This window comes from Mannheimia sp., assembly GCF_056854775.1.
On sequence record NZ_JBXGGI010000116.1, the window covers coordinates 17,599 to 37,134 of the forward strand.

At 39.4% G+C, this 19,536-nt stretch carries 19 protein-coding genes; 15 read left to right on the top strand and 4 right to left on the bottom strand.

The genetic code is table 11. The features are described 5' to 3' along the window. Positions 1-55: 55 nt before the first annotated feature. From ftsH to aroA, 3 genes are all read left to right on the top strand, one after another. A complete protein-coding gene (gene ftsH, locus ACJHV0_RS08395) occupies positions 56-1,999 on the top strand; it encodes an ATP-dependent zinc metalloprotease FtsH (RefSeq protein WP_038644139.1) in 1,944 nt (647 codons plus the stop codon). Between the two features lie 199 nt (positions 2,000-2,198). After that, on the top strand, positions 2,199-3,293 hold the full coding sequence (hisC, locus tag ACJHV0_RS08400; RefSeq protein ID WP_483133910.1) for a histidinol-phosphate transaminase: 1,095 nt from the start codon (positions 2,199-2,201) through the stop codon (positions 3,291-3,293). A gap of 44 nt (positions 3,294-3,337) precedes the next feature. Next, on the top strand, positions 3,338-4,636 hold the full coding sequence (aroA, locus tag ACJHV0_RS08405; RefSeq protein ID WP_483133911.1) for a 3-phosphoshikimate 1-carboxyvinyltransferase: 1,299 nt from the start codon (positions 3,338-3,340) through the stop codon (positions 4,634-4,636). Positions 4,637-4,684: 48 nt separating this feature from the next. On the opposite strand, the gene ACJHV0_RS08410 is transcribed toward aroA, so the two are convergent. The 3 genes from ACJHV0_RS08410 to ACJHV0_RS08420 form a co-directional block, all read right to left on the bottom strand. Continuing rightward, a complete protein-coding gene (locus tag ACJHV0_RS08410; protein WP_483133923.1) occupies positions 4,685-5,260 on the bottom strand; it encodes a TIGR04211 family SH3 domain-containing protein in 576 nt (191 codons plus the stop codon). A 98-nt stretch (positions 5,261-5,358) separates the two neighbouring features. Further along, complete coding sequence (locus ACJHV0_RS08415) at positions 5,359-6,624, bottom strand: inorganic phosphate transporter (protein ID WP_483133912.1); 1,266 nt, start codon at positions 6,622-6,624, stop codon at positions 5,359-5,361. A gap of 8 nt (positions 6,625-6,632) precedes the next feature. Next, on the bottom strand, positions 6,633-7,313 hold the full coding sequence (locus tag ACJHV0_RS08420; protein ID WP_334236323.1) for a TIGR00153 family protein: 681 nt from the start codon (positions 7,311-7,313) through the stop codon (positions 6,633-6,635). Between the two features lie 256 nt (positions 7,314-7,569). Between ACJHV0_RS08420 and ACJHV0_RS08425 the strand changes: the two genes are divergently transcribed. The 8 genes from ACJHV0_RS08425 (at position 7,570) to ACJHV0_RS08460 (ending at position 14,224) form a co-directional block, all read left to right on the top strand. Beyond that, entirely contained in the window at positions 7,570-9,033 is a 1,464-nt protein-coding gene (locus tag ACJHV0_RS08425) for a replicative DNA helicase (protein ID WP_025236066.1), read from the top strand. Then, the gene (locus ACJHV0_RS08430; protein WP_432765830.1) at positions 9,017-9,331 is read left to right on the top strand and encodes a YcgL domain-containing protein; all 315 of its coding nucleotides are present in this window, start codon (positions 9,017-9,019) and stop codon (positions 9,329-9,331) included. The genes ACJHV0_RS08425 and ACJHV0_RS08430 overlap by 17 nt, the downstream gene beginning before the upstream one ends. Then, positions 9,331-9,780 carry a transcriptional regulator NrdR gene (gene nrdR / locus ACJHV0_RS08435; RefSeq protein ID WP_025236064.1) on the top strand — a complete coding sequence of 150 codons (450 nt, stop codon included), beginning with the start codon at positions 9,331-9,333 and terminating at the stop codon, positions 9,778-9,780. Before ACJHV0_RS08430 ends, nrdR begins: the two co-directional genes overlap by 1 nt. Positions 9,781-9,788: 8 nt before the next feature. Further along, positions 9,789-10,568, top strand: coding sequence for a peroxide stress protein YaaA (yaaA, locus tag ACJHV0_RS08440; protein ID WP_483133913.1), 780 nt, complete (start codon positions 9,789-9,791; stop codon positions 10,566-10,568). After that, a complete protein-coding gene (locus tag ACJHV0_RS08445; RefSeq protein ID WP_334229198.1) occupies positions 10,561-11,139 on the top strand; it encodes an ABC transporter ATPase in 579 nt (192 codons plus the stop codon). The genes yaaA and ACJHV0_RS08445 overlap by 8 nt, the downstream gene beginning before the upstream one ends. Beyond that, the gene (locus ACJHV0_RS08450) at positions 11,136-12,041 is read left to right on the top strand and encodes a cation diffusion facilitator family transporter (protein WP_483133914.1); all 906 of its coding nucleotides are present in this window, start codon (positions 11,136-11,138) and stop codon (positions 12,039-12,041) included. The genes ACJHV0_RS08445 and ACJHV0_RS08450 overlap by 4 nt, the downstream gene beginning before the upstream one ends. Then, positions 12,041-12,796 carry a Zn-ribbon-containing protein gene (locus tag ACJHV0_RS08455; RefSeq protein WP_483133915.1) on the top strand — a complete coding sequence of 252 codons (756 nt, stop codon included), beginning with the start codon at positions 12,041-12,043 and terminating at the stop codon, positions 12,794-12,796. Before ACJHV0_RS08450 ends, ACJHV0_RS08455 begins: the two co-directional genes overlap by 1 nt. Before the next feature lie 102 nt (positions 12,797-12,898). Then, complete coding sequence (locus tag ACJHV0_RS08460) at positions 12,899-14,224, top strand: L-cystine transporter (RefSeq protein WP_334234636.1); 1,326 nt, start codon at positions 12,899-12,901, stop codon at positions 14,222-14,224. A 54-nt stretch (positions 14,225-14,278) separates the two neighbouring features. On the opposite strand, the gene ACJHV0_RS08465 is transcribed toward ACJHV0_RS08460, so the two are convergent. Further along, entirely contained in the window at positions 14,279-14,941 is a 663-nt protein-coding gene (locus ACJHV0_RS08465; RefSeq protein WP_283385818.1) for an NAD(P)H-dependent oxidoreductase, read from the bottom strand. Positions 14,942-15,166: 225 nt separating this feature from the next. Here ACJHV0_RS08465 and pheS point away from each other — a divergent pair, with 225 nt between their 5' ends. From pheS to ACJHV0_RS08485, 4 genes are read left to right on the top strand one after another with little or no spacing between them, the layout of a single operon-like run. Beyond that, positions 15,167-16,150 carry a phenylalanine--tRNA ligase subunit alpha gene (pheS, locus tag ACJHV0_RS08470; RefSeq protein ID WP_483133916.1) on the top strand — a complete coding sequence of 328 codons (984 nt, stop codon included), beginning with the start codon at positions 15,167-15,169 and terminating at the stop codon, positions 16,148-16,150. A gap of 59 nt (positions 16,151-16,209) precedes the next feature. Beyond that, the gene (gene pheT, locus ACJHV0_RS08475) at positions 16,210-18,597 is read left to right on the top strand and encodes a phenylalanine--tRNA ligase subunit beta (RefSeq protein ID WP_483133917.1); all 2,388 of its coding nucleotides are present in this window, start codon (positions 16,210-16,212) and stop codon (positions 18,595-18,597) included. A gap of 58 nt (positions 18,598-18,655) precedes the next feature. Beyond that, positions 18,656-18,955: an integration host factor subunit alpha gene (locus ACJHV0_RS08480; protein ID WP_025236055.1), complete on the top strand. Its 300-nt coding sequence runs from the start codon at positions 18,656-18,658 to the stop codon at positions 18,953-18,955. A 52-nt stretch (positions 18,956-19,007) separates the two neighbouring features. After that, positions 19,008-19,532: an NlpC/P60 family protein gene (locus ACJHV0_RS08485; protein WP_025236054.1), complete on the top strand. Its 525-nt coding sequence runs from the start codon at positions 19,008-19,010 to the stop codon at positions 19,530-19,532. Positions 19,533-19,536 lie beyond the last annotated feature (4 nt).

Consider the following 19,536-nt stretch of genomic DNA (forward strand, 5'->3'; position numbering starts at 1 on the left):
TATAGTAACCTTAAACAGTTTTTATTAAGAAGATAGGGGATTAACCTTGAACGATATGGTTAAAAATATTTTGCTTTGGGTGGTGGTTGCCATTGTAATGATGACTGCCTACGAAGGCTTCAATTCTAATTTTGGTGGAGCTTCAAACACTGTGCCATATTCGACTTTTTTGAGTGATATTAAAGAAAATCGCTTAAAAGGGGTCGATTTCAAACAGAATGACGACACTATTGTGGTTACCAAGAACGATGGTGCAACTTACCAAACCGTAATGCCAATGTATGATGAATATCTGATGGCGGACTTGGCTAAAACCAATGCGGTGATTACAGGGCAACCGGCAGAGCGTCGTGGTTTGTTATCGCAAATCTTGATTTCGTGGTTCCCAATGTTGCTATTGATCGGCTTCTACATCTTCTATATGCGACAAATGCAAGGCGGGGGTGGTCGAGGTGCAATGGGCTTTGGTAAAAGCAAAGCGAAAATGCTGACAGCCGATGAAGTCAAAACCCGTTTCTCTGATGTTGCCGGTTGCGATGAAGCGAAAGAAGAAGTAGGTGAAGTCGTTGAATTCTTGCGTGATCCAAGCAAGTTCCAAAAACTAGGCGGACGTATCCCAAAAGGGATCTTAATGGTTGGACCTCCGGGAACTGGTAAAACCTTATTGGCAAAAGCAATTGCCGGTGAAGCTCGCGTGCCGTTCTTTACGATGGCTGGTTCGGATTTCGTTGAAATGTTCGTTGGTGTGGGTGCTTCGCGTGTGCGTGATTTATTTGACCAAGCGAAGAAAAATGCCCCTTGTATTATTTTCATTGATGAGATTGACGCAGTAGGTCGTAAACGTGGTGGAGCAGGCTTTAGTGGCGGACACGATGAGCGTGAGCAAACACTTAACCAAATGCTAGTAGAAATGGACGGTTTTGAAGGTTCGGAAGGTGTGATTATCATCGCTGCCACTAACCGTGCTGATGTGCTTGATGATGCTTTAACCCGTCCGGGACGTTTTGACCGCCAAGTAACGGTTGATTTGCCGAATGTAAAAGGTCGTGAGCAGATCTTGAAAGTTCACTTGAAAAAAGTACCGCTTGCAGAAGGTGTTGATCCAATGCAAATTGCTCGTGGTACACCGGGTTATTCAGGTGCTCAATTAGCAAACTTAGTGAATGAAGCAGCCTTGTTCGCAGCACGTAAAAATAAGCGTGTAGTAACGATGGAAGATTTTGAAGAAGCTCGCGATAAAATTAATATGGGTCCGGAACGTCGTTCAAATACGATGACGGAAAAAGAGATTATCAACACAGCTTATCACGAAGCAGGACACGTTATTGTCGGTTATTTAATGCCGGAACACGATCCATTAAATAAAGTAACGATTGTACCTCGCGGTCAAGCACTCGGTTTTGCACAGTTCTTGCCGGAAGGCGACCGTGTAAGTGAGACCTTCACCAAATTAGAAAGTCAGCTTTCAACTTTATTTGCAGGTCGTATCGCTGAAGGTTTGATTTTCGGGGAAGATAAAATCACCACTGGGGCATCTTCTGATATCCATCGTGCAACCCAAATTGCACGAGCAATGGTAACGCAATGGGGTTTCTCGAAGGAGCTTGGTCCGATCTTCTATCAAAATGAAGACGGAATGGGGGCGATTAAAGGCGTATCGGAAGAGTCGCAAAAGCTTATTGATACCGAAATGCGTAAAATCATTGATAGAAACTATCAACGTGCTAAACAAACGCTTGAAGAGAATATGGATATCTTACACGCAATGAAAGATGCCTTATTGAAATACGAAACCTTAGATAGTAAACAAATTGATGACTTAATGGCTCGTCGCCCGGTTGGAGAACCATCAGGTTGGAGTGATACACCAACCAAAGATGACAATGCAACACCACCAAGTGGTGAGCAAGCAGCAGATACTACTTCCATCATAGATGATAAGCCAACTAAGGATAACAATATTGGTGATTCCCTTGCTGATACTAAAGCGGAGCACTAATAGATAAGTTAAAAAACCGAGAGCAATTTGCTCTCGGTTTTTTGTTTACAAGCGGTCGTTTTTCATTAATTTTTTACCAATAAGGCAAAGCATTAATCTGTACTTATTTCTTTCCAGTTGTAACAAAACTTTTACTGGTAAAATAATCCTTTCTCTACTAAAATCACGTGATATTTTAATAAGAAAAACAGAGGTTATTATGCAATTTTTCAACATCGCCAATGAAGGGGTGAAATCGCTTTCGCCTTATCAAGCAGGAAAGCCTATTGAGGAATTAGAACGTGAATTGGGCATTCAAAATATCATCAAACTGGCTTCAAATGAAAATCCGTTTGGTTTCCCTGAAAGTGCTAAACAGGCGATTATCAACCAACTTGATGATTTAACGCGTTACCCTGATTCAAACGGGTTTGAGCTTAAATCGACTATCGCAAAAAAATTCAACCTACAGCCAAATCAAATTACTTTAGGTAATGGTTCAAATGATTTATTAGAACTATTTGCTCATACCTTTGCCAGCGATAAAGATGAAATTATCTATTCACAATACGCGTTTATTGTTTACCCACTGGTTACAAAAGCTATTAATGCCGTTGCTCGAGAAATTCCTGCTAAAAATTGGGGGCACGATTTAGAGGGCTTTTTAGCGGCGATCAACGAAAAAACCAAGCTAATTTTTATTGCCAATCCAAATAATCCAACAGGTAACTTCTTAACGCAAGCTGAAATTGAGACTTTCTTAGCAAAAGTGCCAAGCAATATTATTGTGGTGCTAGATGAGGCTTATACTGAATTTACGGCTGTAGAAGAAAGAATTGATTCTTTCGGCTTATCAGCAAAATATCCGAATTTAATTGTTTCTCGCTCACTTTCTAAAGCCTACGGCTTAGCTGGACTTCGTATTGGTTATGCGGTGTCCAATCCTGAAATTGCGGATTTATTAAATCGTGTTCGCCAACCGTTTAACTGCAACAGCCTTGCACTAGCTTCTGCTATTGCAGTGATGAATGATGATGCTTTTGTACAAAAAGTAGCAAAAAATAACCGCTTGGAAATGGCTCGTTTTGAGGCATTTTGCCAAGCAAACGGATTAGACTATATTCCGTCTAAGGGCAATTTCATCACTATCGATTTTAAACGCCCAGCAGCCCCAATTTATGAGGCATTATTGCGTGAAGGCGTGATTGTTCGCCCGATTGCAGGCTATGGAATGCCAAATCATTTGCGTGTGAGTATCGGGTTGCCGGCAGAAAATGACAGATTTTTTACTGCTTTGTTGAAAGTGTTGGCTTAACAAGCGGTTTCTTTTTATCAAAATTTTACAAATTATAAAAACAAATGGAAAAATTAACATTAAATCCAATTTCCCGAGTAGAAGGGGAAATTAACTTACCTGGTTCAAAAAGCCTCTCTAACCGTGCATTATTACTGGCAGCATTAGCTAAAGGCACAACACGGGTTACCAATTTATTAGATAGCGATGATATTCGCCATATGCTTAATGCGTTAAAAGCCTTAGGTGTAAATTATGAGCTTTCAGAAGACAAAACCGTTTGTGAAGTACAAGGCATTGGTGGGGCTTTTCAAGCTCAAAATGGCTTATCGCTCTTTTTAGGGAATGCCGGTACGGCAATGCGACCATTAGCTGCCGCGTTGTGCTTAAAAGGGGAGAATAGGGCTCAAATTATTTTAACAGGTGAGCCTCGAATGAAAGAACGCCCAATCAAGCATTTAGTTGATGCGTTACGCCAAGTTGGGGCAGAAGTAGAATATTTAGAAAATGAAGGCTATCCGCCATTAGCCATCACAAATAGTGGTTTAAATGGTGGAAAAGTACAAATTGATGGCTCAATTTCCAGCCAGTTCTTAACCGCATTATTGATGTCTGCACCTTTAGCTGAAAATGATATGGAAATTGAAATTATTGGTGATCTGGTATCAAAACCTTATATTGATATTACGCTATCAATGATGAAGGATTTTGGGATAACCGTTGAAAACCGTGATTATCACATATTTTCAGTAAAAGGCAATCAAACCTATATCGCACCACAAGGCAATTATCTGGTGGAAGGCGATGCCTCCTCTGCTTCTTATTTCTTAGCCGCCGGGGCGATTAAAGGTAATGTTAAGGTTACGGGCATTGGTAAAAAATCAATACAAGGCGACCGCTTGTTTGCTGATGTATTAGAGGCAATGGGGGCAAAAATCACTTGGGGTGAGGATTTTATCCAAGCAGAGAAAGCCCCGTTAAGAGGTGTGGATATGGATATGAACCATATTCCTGATGCGGCAATGACGATTGCTACCACTGCCTTATTTGCGGAAGGGGAAACAGTTATTCGTAATATCTACAATTGGCGGGTAAAAGAGACTGACCGTTTAACTGCAATGGCTACGGAATTACGCAAAATCGGGGCAATTGTTGAAGAAGGTGAAGATTTTATCCGTATTCAACCTCTTGAATTGGATAAATTCCAACACGCAGAAATTGAAACTTATAACGATCACCGAATGGCGATGTGTTTTTCATTAATTGCGTTGTCTAATACACCAGTAACGATTTTAGATCCAAACTGTACGGCAAAAACCTTCCCGACCTATTTTACTGAGTTAGAGAAATTATCAGTAAGATAGAAATGAAAAAAGGATTTAGTTTTAAGCTAAATCCTTTTTATCTTTTTATTAAGCCCAACCACCACTATTACGTTTTCGGCGAGGAATTAAGAATGGAACAAGTAAGCCGAGTAGTAAACCAGCCCCTAAAACAGCACCACCGTAGATAAACCATTGAATTACAATTTCACGCTTTTCAGAATCGTGCATTGTTTCTAAATCACGGTTTTTGTTTTTTAAGATTTCCAATTCACGTTTTAACTGAGCGTTTTCTTCTACTAAATCACTACTTTTTTGAACGGCATCTTGCGTTCTACGCTGCATTTCCGCCGTACGTTGTTGCCATTCAGTATCAATTTTGCTCAAGCGATTGGTTAAGTCTTGAACCTGTTGATTTAACTGGGGAATAAGCTCTTTTGGGCTTGCGGTATCACTTAAATCAGAATTTAATACCCAGCCTTCACGGTTTCGGGTGTCTCTAATTAAGCTATAACGATCTTTTTTGTCTAATACCGTTACCTTTTCTCCTGCTTGGATTGCACCGGAAATTCTAAAATTATCCCCTGCACCTTTACGCATATAGGTATTAAGATTTTCGCTAATATATTGCGTTTGAGCAAGTGTAGGGAGTGCCGTGCAGAACATTAGTCCTACAAGTAAATAAACGGTTTTTTTCATAATGCTCCTTGCAATTTAAAATAGAAAAGGGGTAAGCAGAGTTACCCCTTAAATGAGTAAGTGGATTAATGAAAAATTGCACTTAAGATATAGTAAATCACAATGGATAGCAATGCTCCTGCCGGTAAAGTAATTACCCAAGATGCGATGATATTACGAATTACGCTCAGGTTTAATGCCGCAATACCTCGTGCAAAAGCTACACCAATAACTGCACCTACAAGTGTTTGCGTTGTAGAAATTGGAAGCCCTGTACCGGATGCAAGTACTACTGTAGCTGAACAAGCAAACTGAGCTGCAAAACCACGACTTGGTGTTAAATCAGTAATACCTGTGCCGATAGTACCCATTACTTTATGACCCATTACCGCAAGACCAACTGCAATACCTACCGCACCTAATGGTAAAACCCAAGGAGCCATAACTGTTTTTCCTTCAATTACACCGCCGTGATCAACAATAGAAACCACTGCAGCTAAAGGACCGATAGCATTAGCAACGTCATTTGAACCGTGTGCGAAAGCCATTGCACAAGCAGTAATCAGCATTAAAATGCTGAATACTTTTTCTACACCGCTAAATGTAGAGTTTTCCTTTAAGCTTGCTTTGAAAGCATTACTACGAAGATAAAACACACAAATAATGGCACAAACTACAGAAATTGCAGCGGAAAGAAGAGCCGTCTGTAAACCACTAAGATCTAAACCAACGTGTTTTAAGCCTTTTTCTAGCGTAACAATACAAATAATAAATACTGTTAGAGCTGTATAATAAGGGGCATATTTCTCAGCATTTGCCATTGGGGTTTCAGTATCAAAAATCATTCTTTGTGTAGACACAAAGATAAGATAGGCAACAATACCAGCAATAAATGGCGTAATAAACCAGCTACCTACAATACCGCCAAATTGAGACCATTGAACAGCTTCCATACCAACGGAGATAACTGCAAAACCAACAATAGCACCAATGATAGAGTGAGTAGTTGAAACCGGCCAACCTTTTTGTGAGGCTACAACTAACCAGATACCTGCAGCAAAAAGGGCTGACATCATACCTAGAATGAGAATATCCGGGCGACCAATGAAAGCATCAGTTGAAATAATACCGCTTTTAATTGTTTCAGCTACTTCACCACCGGCAAGGTAAGCTCCAAAAAACTCGAAAACTAACGCAATATAGATTGCTTGTTTTGCGGTAATGGTGCGAGAGCCAACAGCAGTTCCCATTGCATTTGCAACGTCATTTGCACCAATACCAAATGCCATAATAAAACCAAAAACGGCTGTAATGACAACAATAATAAAACCGTAGTTGTTAATCAGTTCCATTGTACTTCCTATGATTTAGCTAACATCAATTCAATGCGAGAACCGATTCGCTGTGCTTGATCGGCTAAAATACTGATACGTTCGATACATTTGTATAAGAACATCACATCAATCGGATTAAGTGTTTTTTCCAATGATAACAGAGTATGGCGTAATGTAATTTGGTATTGATCAGTGTCGTCTTCGATCTGGTCGAGTTCAAGAATCATCTTATTGACGAAGTCCAGCTCTCTACCTCTAAAGCCGGTTTCTAATAGTTCATCCATTTCATCTAATACTTTGCGTACTTGACGGCTGGCATCAATACTACGAGAAAGGAATTTTTTGAATAGTGGTTGCATTTCCGCAGGAATAACTAGCTGACGTCCGATAATGCGACCAGAAATATCTCTTGAATAATTTGCAAGTTTGTCTAATTGTGTTACTAGCTCTAACAAATCCGTTCTTTCTAACGGCATAAATAAGCCACGAGGAAGTTTTAGGCGAATTTCACGTTTTAGTGAGTCTGCACGACGTTCTAAATCAACAATTTGACCACGAACTAAAGAGGCTTTTTCCCAATTATGTTCAAAAGTAGCCTCAAAAAAAGATTCTAGTAATTCGCTACATTCTACCACTTTATTCGAGTGTTTTTGTAACGGCTTAAGTGGGGACTGGGCGAATAAACCTAAAATGTTATTCAATGCCATAGAATATCTCCATAGTGATAAATTTAAAATGATTTCCTATTTGAAATCCTGCGTATTTTACTTGATGTATCAGCAAAGATCACGGTGTAATGAGTGTTTTTTAAACAAGCGGTCGGATTTTGTAAGCATTTTGCAAAAATTTAAAGAAATTTGACCGCTTGCTATTGTTCGAATAAGGTATAAAAAATGCAAATTTCAATTTAATGTAAATTCCGATAAACTATACCAATCAAACTTTATTTAATAAGAGATGAAAATGGCAGAATATAACGGCACACCTCGTGAAAAAGTAAAAGATAAGCAAGTTGAGCAGATTAGCATTTCTCCGCATTCTATTGAGGCAGAGCAGGCAGTGCTTGGCGGCATTATGCTAAGTAACGATCATTGGGATAATGTGGCTGAGCGTGTGCAACCGCACGATTTTTATAATTATGCTCACCGCATTATTTTTGAACAAATGGCAGATCTGGTACGTGCTAACAAGCCTGTTGATATTATTACTCTTGACCAAGCGTTAAAAGATAAAGGCGTGTTACAAGATGTCGGCGGTTTTGCCTACCTTGCAGAACTCTCTAAGAATACCCCAAGTGCAGCAAATATCCTTGCCTATGCGGATATTGTTCGGGATCGTTCCGATTTAAGAAGTGTTATCAGTGCAGGCAATCAAATTGCGGAAATGGGTTATAAAACCAAAGGGCGAAATTCTAAAGAGGTTTTAGACGAAGCTGAACGTATCGTATTTGAAATTGCCGAAAAGCGAAATAATGCTAATGAAGGTCCGCAACGCATTGATGATATTTTGTTAAAAACGTTGGCGAGAATGGATACCTTGTCTAAAAATCGTCATAACGGTGGGGTAACGGGCGTTTCCACAGGCTTTACCGATCTCAATAAAAAAACGGCTGGATTACAGCCTTCGGATTTAATTATTGTTGCTGCTCGCCCATCAATGGGGAAAACGACTTTTGCGATGAATTTATGCGAAAATGCCTCGCTTATTGATATTGAAGATAAAGACGATTTAGATGAAAACGGCAATCCGAAGAAAAAACCTGCAAAGCCTGTACTGATTTTCAGTCTTGAGATGCCAGCCGATCAAATTATGATGCGTATGTTGGCTTCTCTTTCTCGAGTGGATCAAACCAAGATTCGAACAGGGCAAATCTCAGACGATGAAGATACTGCTAAAATTTCCACTACAATGGCAATTTTGCAAGAACGTAATAATATTTATATTGATGATAGTTCAGGCTTAACGCCAACAGAGCTTCGTTCCCGAGCGAGACGTGTTTACCGTGAAAACGGTGGTTTGAGCTTGATTATGGTCGATTATTTACAATTAATGCGTGCTCCGGGTTTTGCTGATAACCGAACGCTTGAAATTGCGGAAATTTCCCGTTCCCTAAAAGCATTGGCAAAAGAATTAGAAGTCCCTGTGGTGGCTCTTTCACAGCTTAATCGTAGCTTAGAGCAACGTGCAGATAAACGTCCGGTAAACTCGGATTTGCGTGAATCCGGCTCTATTGAGCAAGATGCGGACTTAATTATGTTTATTTACCGTGATGAAGTTTACAATGACAATTCTGATCTGAAAGGCATTGCCGAGATTATCATCGGTAAACAACGTAACGGTCCAATTGGACGAGTGAGATTAACCTTTCAAGGACAATATTCCCGATTTGATAACTATAGTGGTGGACATTATGACGATGAATACTAAACCAATGGCACTTTGTGCGATTTATAAAAGCAAAGCAAAAGATGAAATGTATTTATATGTAGCAAAGCGAGATCAATTTGAACAAGTTCCGGAGACTTTACGTCAAATATTTGGCAAACCTGAATTTGTGATGATGTTCAATTTAGCAGGCGATAAACAGCTGGTTCGAGCTAAAAACGAAGAAGTTTTGCAAAAATTAGCAGAGCAGGGTTACTATTTGCAAATGCCTCCGCCGCCGGAAAATTTGCATAAAGCTTTTATCGCACAGCAAGCAGCACAACAAAAAGGGGAAAAATAATGCGTTGCCCGTTTTGTTCAACCGAAGAAACCAAAGTGATTGATTCACGTTTGGCGGCAAACGGCTACCAAATTCGCCGTCGCCGTGAATGTGTGGGGTGCAAAGAACGCTTTACCACCTTTGAATCGGCAGAATTGGTTGTGCCTTATGTGATTAAAAATAACGGTAGTCGAGAGCCGTTTGATGCTGAAAAGCTCAGAATGGGTTTAAGACGAGCTTTAAACAAACGCCCTGTGAGTGCTGATGATGTAGAAAAAGCCATCAGCCAAATCATCATTCAGCTACAAGCAATGGGCGAGCGAGAAGTGCCAAGCCGTCATATCGGCACACTTGCAATGAATGCGTTAAAACAACTAGATAAAGTGGCTTATATCCGTTTTGCCTCCATTTATTTGAGTTTTAGCGATATTGAGGAATTCACAAAAGAAATTGAAAAATTAAAAGAGTAAAAGATCGTATGTTAGCTATTATTTCCCCTGCTAAAACCCTTGATTTTGAAGCTAAAATTGGCGGATTTGCATTTTCTCAGCCAAATTTGACCGCTTACAGCCAAGAATTAATTGATATTTGTAAACAACTTTCGCCTGCTGAAGTGGGGAGTTTGATGTCAATTAGCGACAAATTAGCTGCACTTAATGTTGCTCGTTTTACTGAATGGACGCTTGAACATAACGAACAAAATGCGAAAGCGGCAATTTTTGCCTTTAAAGGCGATGTTTATACAGGCTTGGATGCCGAGAGTTTAACCAAAGCCCAAGTGGAATATGCTCAAAATCATTTACGTATGCTCTCAGGCTTATATGGTTTATTAAAACCGCTAGATTTAATGCAGCCATATCGTTTGGAAATGGGAACGAAGTTATCGAATTCAAAGGGCAAAGATCTTTACGCATTTTGGGGGAATATCATCACTGAAAACCTACAAAAAGCGATTGATGAACAAGGTGATGATATTTTAGTTAATCTCGCCTCTGATGAATATTATGGAGCAGTTAAGCCTCAAAATCTAAATGCAACAATCATTAAGCCGGTTTTTTTAGACGAGAAAAACGGTAAATATAAAGTGATCAGCTTCTATGCGAAAAAAGCGAGGGGAATGATGGTTCGCTTTATGTTGGAAACTCAACCAACTAAAGTTGAACAGCTCAAACAGTTTAACTACGGTGGTTATTGGTTTGATGAGGAAAGTTCAACCGCAACAGAATTGGTGTTCAAGCGAGAAGAACAAAATGATTAAGCGTTTATTTAGCAGGCAAATGCTATTTGCTCCTACTATTTTGATAATGGCAGGCTGCGTTAGCCAAAGTAATCAATTTGCTGTGCCGGAAAAAGTGGATTTTCAAGGGCAGACTTACATTAAAGTTACGACAAATCAGCTTGATGAAATGCAGCATTTACTTTACTTACCTGAAATTGGTGAGAAAAATGCTGAAAATTGGGAAAAAGGGATTTTGTTTTTCTTAGATAAAAACAGTAAAAATCAGACGTTGGAACAACGATCCGCTTTTCGTCAATCCAGTTTTGCCAAACAACAAGATGTGATTGCGAAATTTAAGATTGAGCAAAACGAACTCCAGAGTAATGTAATTTATCCGCCAACAGAACGTTTTAATAATGTAATGCTAGAAGTAACGCGTGGGCGTAATTTGGATTGTGGTTATGGGCAGATCCAATTTTCAGATAAAAGATCGTTGAATAACCCCGAATTTGCAAAAAAATCGAAAAATTTGACCGCTTACAGCCAAGCAATGACAAAACTTGCTTTTGAATTTAATCAACTTGCTTGGTTAGTTGAATGTAGAAAATGACAGAAAATTATAACAAATTAGTGAAACGAGCTGCCAATTTTGCCATTATTGTTGCGGTTTCACTTATCATTATTAAAGCCTTTGCGTGGTGGCAAACAGGTTCTATTTCCATTTTAGCGGCAATGACCGATTCGGTTGTGGATCTGTTTGCCTCTCTTACTAATATTTTAGTGCTACGTTTTGCACTTCAACCTGCTGATGATAATCACGCTTTCGGACACGGCAAGGCTGAATCTTTGGCGGCACTTGCACAAAGTGCTTTTATTTCCGGTTCGGCAGTGTTCTTGCTATTGCAAGGCTTTCATAAATTAACCAATCCGGAATTGATTACTCAATCACATATTGGGGTAATTGTCAGTATTGTTTCTATTATAGCGACAGCAATTTTAGTGTTATACCAACGTTATGTGGTGAAAATTACGCAGAGTCCGGCAATTGAAGCAGATTCGCTACATTATCAAACAGATTTATTTATGAATGCGGCGATTTTGGTGGCGATGTTACTTAATGTAGCGGGCTTTATCTATGCAGATGCGATTTTTGCTATCGGTATTGCACTTTATATTGCGTTCAATGCGGTAAAAATGTTTTGGGAGGCAGTACAAACCTTGCTCGATAAATCATTGCCGGATGAAGAAATTGAGCAAATTAAAGAAATTGCTTCGCATCACCCAAATATTTTAGGTATCCACGATATTCAAACTCGTCGTGCCGGGGCTGTGCGTTTTATTCAACTACATTTGGAATTAGATGATCACTTAACACTTTTAGTTGCACACGAAATTACCGATAGTCTTGAGCAGAAATTACTAGAGGCTTTTCCAATGTCAAAAGTGATTATTCATCAAGAACCCACAACGGTGGTTAAGCAAGAATTTCAAGATATGGCAGAGAATATTTAATGTATCAAGTTATCGTTCATTTCAGTTATCAAAATTTTGAACAAGACCCTGTAACGTTAATTGGGCAGATTTTAAATCAATGGTTATATAATGGGCAAGTAATTGGTAGAGAAATGCCGATTACTTTTCATCAAAATGGATTTCAAGCTAGCGTTTGTACGCCTGAGCAAGAGAGTTTATTACCGGATAATAATAGTGAGGAAGTAAATGAGGTACTGTTACAAGCGGTCGAAAATGGCGTAAATTTTACCGGTTTCGAAATTGTTGGGCGTGATTATCAAGGTGAAGAAACAAGCCATAATAAACAGCCTAAATTCCAAATTTTATACACAACGCATTTAGATACCTGTTCGCCACTTTATGACGGTGAGCAATTTGCCCCCATTCCACTATATCGTTTAAAAGATCAAGCATTGAGCGAAGTATTACTAGAGTGGCAGCAAAATTGGCAAGCGTGCGATCTCTTGCAAATGAAAGGATCTGTTTTAGAGGAAAGTGCGTTAATGCAGATCTCGGATAATCGAAGCGAATTGGCGATATCCGGTTTAGATTTATGCAAACAAGTCGAAGAAAAAACGCAGATTCCGACTTTTTATTATCTCTATCGCTTAGGTATAGATGAGCTAGAAGAACACAATAGGAAATGCCCTTCTTGTAATGGCGAGTGGAAGTTGGCATCGCCATTACACGATATTTTCCATTTTAAATGCGAACATTGCCGTTTAATTTCTAATCTAAGCTGGGAGTTGTTATAACTTTTAGTTATGATAAAGTAACAATTCGTCTTTTAGAAATGCCGTAAACATAATAACCTTGCGGCATTTTTTATTATATGACTATTTATATTGGGAGGCTTTGTGCTTATTCTAAATTTAGTGGTTTTTGCTGCTATTTTATTTTTACTGGCGAGAATTTATAAATCGACGCAAAAACTGGGGCAAACCGTATTTATCGGCTTAGTGTTAGGTCTTGCAAGCGGTGTAATTTTACAAACTTTTTACGAAAAACCACTTATTGATGCAACACTTGATTGGATCAATTTAGTGGGTAACGGTTATGTACGTTTATTACAAATGATCGTAATGCCGCTTGTTTTTGTTTCAATTCTATCTGCAATTACCCGTTTAAAAGAAGCGGGAGCATTAGGCAAAATCAGTTTTGGTGTGCTGTCAGTATTATTAGTTACTACCGCAATTTCGGCAGTTATCGGCATTGCGTTGGTTTATCTATTCGATCTTTCAGCAGAAGGGTTAGTAGCTGGCACACGTGAAATTGCTGCACAAGAAAAAGTCGTGGGGCGTGCAGAGCAAGTGAGTAACTTATCGGTGCCGGCAATGTTACTTTCTTTTATTCCTAAAAATCCGTTTTTAGAATTGACAGGTGCAAATCCAACTTCCATTATTAGTACAGTAATTTTTTCCGCTTTATTAGGTTTTGCTGCATTAAGTTTAGGTAAAGAGGACAGAAATTTAGGTGAGCGTATCGCTCAAGGCGTAGAAACCTTGAATAAATTAGTGATGCGTTTAGTGCGTTTTGTCATTCGTTTAACGCCTTACGGAGTGTTCGCTTTAATGATCAAAATGGCGGCAACTTCGCAATGGAGTGATATTGTAAACTTAGGCAGCTTTATTGTTGCTTCTTATATCGCAATGGCGTTGATGTTTATCGTACACGGTATCTTGCTATTCATCGCCAAAGTGAACCCGTTTGATTATTATAAAAAAGTTTTACCGACATTAAGTTTTGCTTTCACTTCACGCTCAAGTGCAGCAACGATTCCGCTGAATATTGAAACGCAAACGAACAAATTAGGCAACCATAGTGTGATTGCAAACTTTGCTGCAACCTTTGGGGCAACTATCGGTCAAAATGGCTGTGCAGGAATTTATCCGGCAATGTTAGCGGTAATGATTGCTCCAACTGTAGGGGTTGATCCCTTTAGTTTAAATTACATTTTAACGCTGATTTTAGTTGTGGCTATTTCATCATTTGGGATTGCAGGCGTTGGTGGTGGGGCAACATTTGCCGCGATTGTAGTGCTATCAACCTTAAACTTACCGATTGAGTTAGTGGGACTATTAATTTCTGTTGAACCACTTATCGATATGGGACGAACTGCATTAAATGTAAATGGGGCAATGGTAGCTGGCACAATTACAAATAAATGGGTAAAACCAGAATAAATGAGATAAAAATGGGCGAAATAAATCGCCCATTTTTATAAATTCCACTTTAGATTATTCAATCCACTCAATCACTTCTTCTACCGGTTTGCGTGATTTTTTCTTAATATCTTTGTTGCGGTAGCCAAAAGTTACCATACACGAAATACCATATTCATTGAGATCAAATAAGCCTTCATCAGCTAAAATCTGATTTACTTTATCATAATGGAAACCTTCAATCGGGCAAGAGTCAATACCGATTAAAGCCGCACCGCTCATCATATTACCTAATGCGATATAGGTTTGTTTGGTACTCCAATCAAATAAAGCTCTCTCACTTTCTAAAATTTTCATATCTTCTTCTTGGAAACTTTTATAGCGAGCGATAGAGCCTTCAATTTGTTGTTCGGTTAAACCACGTTTAATCAGTGAATCTCTTAAATATTGTGAGTCATAGCGAACGTTTTTCTTAGCAAGAATGATCACTAGATGGCTCATTTCTTCCATCGGGTGCTTAATTCCCCAAGAGAACGGTGCAATTTTGCTGCGAATTTCAGGATTTTGTAGCACTAAAAATTTCCAAGGTTCAGAGCCTACCGAGCTAGGAGAAAGACGGCCTAACTCTAAAATGTAGTCCATATCTTCTTTGCTGATTTTTTTCGTGGTGTCGTAATGGCGGCACGCAGAGCGGAAATTAAAGGCATCCAGAACTTGTTGTTTAGTGATGTTAAACATAATTTTTCCTTTTCGAGAGTGATAAATTTTCGCTGCAATTATACTGTCATTTTGGAGAGAAATCGACTTTCACTCACAAGCGGTCGTTTTTGGTAAAATTTTTGCAAAATTTAACCGCTTGCTTTACCTTAAAAATCAACTATTTAGATTATCTGTCGATTTACTTTTCCTCGATAACGTATTATCATTTGGGCAATTTTAATCAGTTAATTTTTAGAGGATAGAATGCACAACTTAGAAAGTTTAGTTGCACAGGCAGTTGAGGCGGTAAATACCGCAAACGATGTTGCCGCATTAGAAGCAGTGAAAGTCGAATATTTTGGTAAGAAAGGGCATTTTACCGCCTTAATGCAAGGCTTGCGTGATGTGCCGGCAGAAGAGCGACCGGCTGTCGGTCAAAAAATTAATGACGCCAAACAAATTGCTCAAGATGCGTTAAATGCGAAGAAAGAGAGTTTAGAAACTGCTGAATTAAATGCCAAATTAGCCAATGAAAGTATTGATGTGTCATTACCGGGGCGTAAAACCGAATTAGGTGGCTTACACCCTGTATCTATCACGATTGAGCGTGTAGTGAAATTCTTCTCTGAATTAGGTTTTACGGTGGCAAACGGCCCAGAAATCGAAACCGATTATTATAACTTTGATGCGTTAAATATTCCTGCTCATCACCCGGCTCGTGCCGATCACGATACTTTCTGGTTTGATGCAAAACGTTTACTCAGAACCCAAACTTCAGGCGTACAAATCCGTACGATGGAAACTGTAAAACCACCAATCCGTATTGTAGCTCCGGGGCGTGTATATCGTAACGATTACGACCAAACCCACACACCGATGTTCCACCAAATCGAATTACTTTATGTGGATAAAAAAGCGAACTTTACTGAATTAAAAGGCTTAATTCACGATTTCTTAAAAGCGTTCTTTGAAGAAGATTTACAAGTGCGTTTCCGCCCATCGTTCTTCCCGTTCACAGAGCCTTCAGCAGAGGTGGATGTAATGCGTCAAAACGGTAAATGGTTGGAAGTGTTAGGCTGCGGTATGGTTCACCCGAATGTATTACGCAATGTAGGCATCGATCCTGAAGAGTACAGTGGTTTTGCTGTGGGTATGGGCGTTGAGCGTTTAACTATGCTTCGCTACAATGTAACGGATTTACGCTCATTCTTTGAAAATGACTTACGTTTCTTAAAACAATTTAAGTAATTCGCTCACAACAAGCGGTCAAAAAGAACAAAAATTTTGCAAATTAAAGGATATAAATAATGAAATTCAATGAATCTTGGTTGCGTGAATGGGTTAATCCAGCCATTACGACAGAGCAATTATGCGACCAAATTACAATGTTAGGTTTAGAAGTTGATGATGTAGAGCCGGTAGCAGGTGCATTTTCAGGCGTGGTTGTAGGCGAAGTGGTAGAGTGTGCCCAACACCCGGATGCCGATAAATTACGTGTAACTAAAGTAAATGTAGGCGGCGAGCGTTTATTAGATATCGTGTGCGGTGCTCCAAATTGCCGTCAGGGCTTAAAAGTGGCGTGTGCAGTGGATGGTGCGGTTTTACCGGGCGATTTCAAAATCAAGAAAACCAAATTGCGTGGTCAGCCGTCAGAAGGAATGTTATGTTCTTACTCGGAGCTAGGTATTAAAGAGGATCATAGCGGTATTATTGAATTACCGGCTGATGCTCCTATCGGTCAAGATTTCCGTGAATATTTGAATTTAAACGATGTAGCGATTGAAATCAGCTTAACGCCAAACCGTGCCGATTGCTTAAGCATTTCAGGTATCGCTCGTGAAGTGGGTGTGATTAACCAAATTGATGTGAAAGCACCGGTAATTACTCCTGTGGCAGCGACTATTGCCGATAAAGTAGCGGTGGAATTACAAGCCCCTGAAGCTTGCCCTCGTTATTTATCTCGTGTGGTGAAAAATGTGAATGTAAAAGCAGCTTCACCATTATGGTTGCAAGAAAAATTACGCCGTTGTGGTATTCGCTCTATCGACCCAATCGTGGATATTACTAACTTAAGTTTATTAGAACTTGGTCAGCCGATGCACGCCTTTGATGCGGCAAAAATTGATGGCAATATCCAAGTGCGTATGGCGAAAGATGGCGAAGAATTAGTGTTATTAGACGGCACAACGGCTAAATTACAAGCTAATACGCTTGTGATTGCTGATAGCAAAGGTGCTTTGGCAATGGCGGGTATCTTTGGTGGCGAAGCCAGTGGTGTGAGTGAAAATACCAAAGATGTGGTCTTAGAAGCAGCATTTTTTGCACCATTAGCCATTACCGGTCGTGCGCGTCAATATGGTTTACATACTGATGCTTCTCATCGTTTTGAGCGTGGTGTTGATCCAGAATTAACCCGTAATGCAATGGAACGTGCAACCGCATTATTATTAGATATTTGTGGCGGTGAAGCGGGTGAAATTGTAGAAGCAGTGAGCGAAGAAAATCTACCAAAACGTAATACTGTCACGCTACGCCGTAGTAAATTAGATGCGGTTATCGGTCACCATATTGAAGATGCAACCGTAACGGATATTTTGACGCGCTTAGGTTTAAATGTGACTTTCGATAATGATAGCTGGACAGCCATTGCTCCAAGCTGGCGTTTTGATATTGAAATTGAAGAAGATTTAATTGAAGAAGTCGCGCGTATCTACGGCTATAACAGTATTCCAAATAATTCTCCGCTTGCGCATTTAACGATGAAAGGTACACCGGAAAAATTATTGGAAGCAAACCGTATCTGTATGGCGTTGGTGGATAGTGATTACCAAGAAGTGATTACTTATAGCTTTGTAGATCCGAAAAAACAGGAACTATTACATCCAAACCAAGAGGCGTTAATTTTACCTAACCCGATTTCAAGTGAAATGTCGGCGATGCGTGTTTCACTATTAACCGGCTTGTTAGATACTATCGTTTATAACCAAAGTCGCCAGCAAAACCGTGTGCGTATTTTTGAAGGTGGTTTACGCTTTATTCCAGATAGCAATGCAGAATCAGGTGTTCGCCAAGAATATGTATTTGGTGCCGCCATTGTGGGTGATAAACGCCCTGTACATTGGGAAGCAAAAAACGAAGCAGCGGATTTCTTTGATTTGAAAGGTGATATTGAGCGTGTTCTTTCATTGACCTCTGTTCGCCACGATTTACAATTTGTGGCAAAACAGTTTGCAGCATTACACCCAGGGCAATCTGCTGCGATTATGTTAGACGGCGAAGAAATTGGCTTTATCGGTACGGTTCACCCATCAATTGTGCAGAAACTCGGTATTAAAGGTAAACCGATTGTGTGTGAAATTTTAGCGTCTGCGATTGCAGAGCGTCCTGTTGCACAAGCGGGTGAAATTTCACGATTCCCTGCAAATAACCGAGACATAGCAGTTGTGGTGGATGAATCTGTACCGGCAGGAGAAATCTTGAATGCTTGCCGTAAGGCAGCTGGTAGTCAATTAGTTGGCTTAAATTTATTCGATGTTTATCGTGGTGCAAATTTAGCTGAAGGTAAGAAGAGTTTAGCGATTAGTTTGACTGTTCAAGATAAAGAAAAAACATTAGAAGAAAGTGAAATTAATGCTGTCATTCAAAAGGTATTAGTTGAATTGGCAACAAGTTTCAATGCGGTACTTCGTGATTAATCATCAAATAAAATATGGCTGGTGTCATACCAGCCATAAAAATAAATAAGGATCAATTATGGCACTTACCAAGATTGAAATTGCAGAAAACCTAATTGAAAAATTAGATTTAGAAAAGCGTGTTGCTAAGCAATTTGTTGAATTATTTTTTGAAGAAATTCGAGCATCTCTTGAGAATGGTGAGGAAGTAAAATTATCAGGTTTTGGTAATTTTTCACTTCGAGAGAAAAAAGCAAGACCCGGTCGCAATCCTAAAACAGGCGAGAATGTAGCAGTATCTGCTCGTAGAGTAGTAAGTTTTAAAGCAAGTCAAAAATTGCGTGAACGTATTGAGCAGGCAAATATTCAAGTAGAATAATAAGCTTATATTTCATAGACAATGATGTAAATGCTCAGAATAGGGGTATTAAATGAAATTAGTAAAAAAATGGCTATCATTAGGCGTTGTTCTAGCAAGTGCAATCGTATTATCTGCCTGTTCTAGTTCAGATAGAACAGCTTCCAAAGCACAAGCAAGAAGTAAAATTTATCATTCTACCTATCACGCAGATCTTTCTGATCCTATTATGGCAATTAGCCGTTTAAGTGAACACCAGTATGAATGGAAAGGAACACGCTATCGTTTAGGTGGTAATAGCAAATCAGGGATTGACTGTTCCGGTTTTATGCAGGTTACCTTTAGAGATTTATTCGGAATTAGCTTACCAAGAACAACTAAAGATCAAGCCAAAGAAGGGGAACGAATTTCTAAACGAGAATTGAGAACCGGGGATTTAGTTTTCTTTAATACAGGGAGAGGTCCAAACGGTAAACACGTTGGTGTTTATGTTAAAAATGGGCAATTTCTTCACGCCTCAACAAAAGGTGGTGTGATCTACTCTGATATAGATTCTCCTTATTGGTCAAAAGCATTTTGGCAAGCACGCCGTTTATAATTAA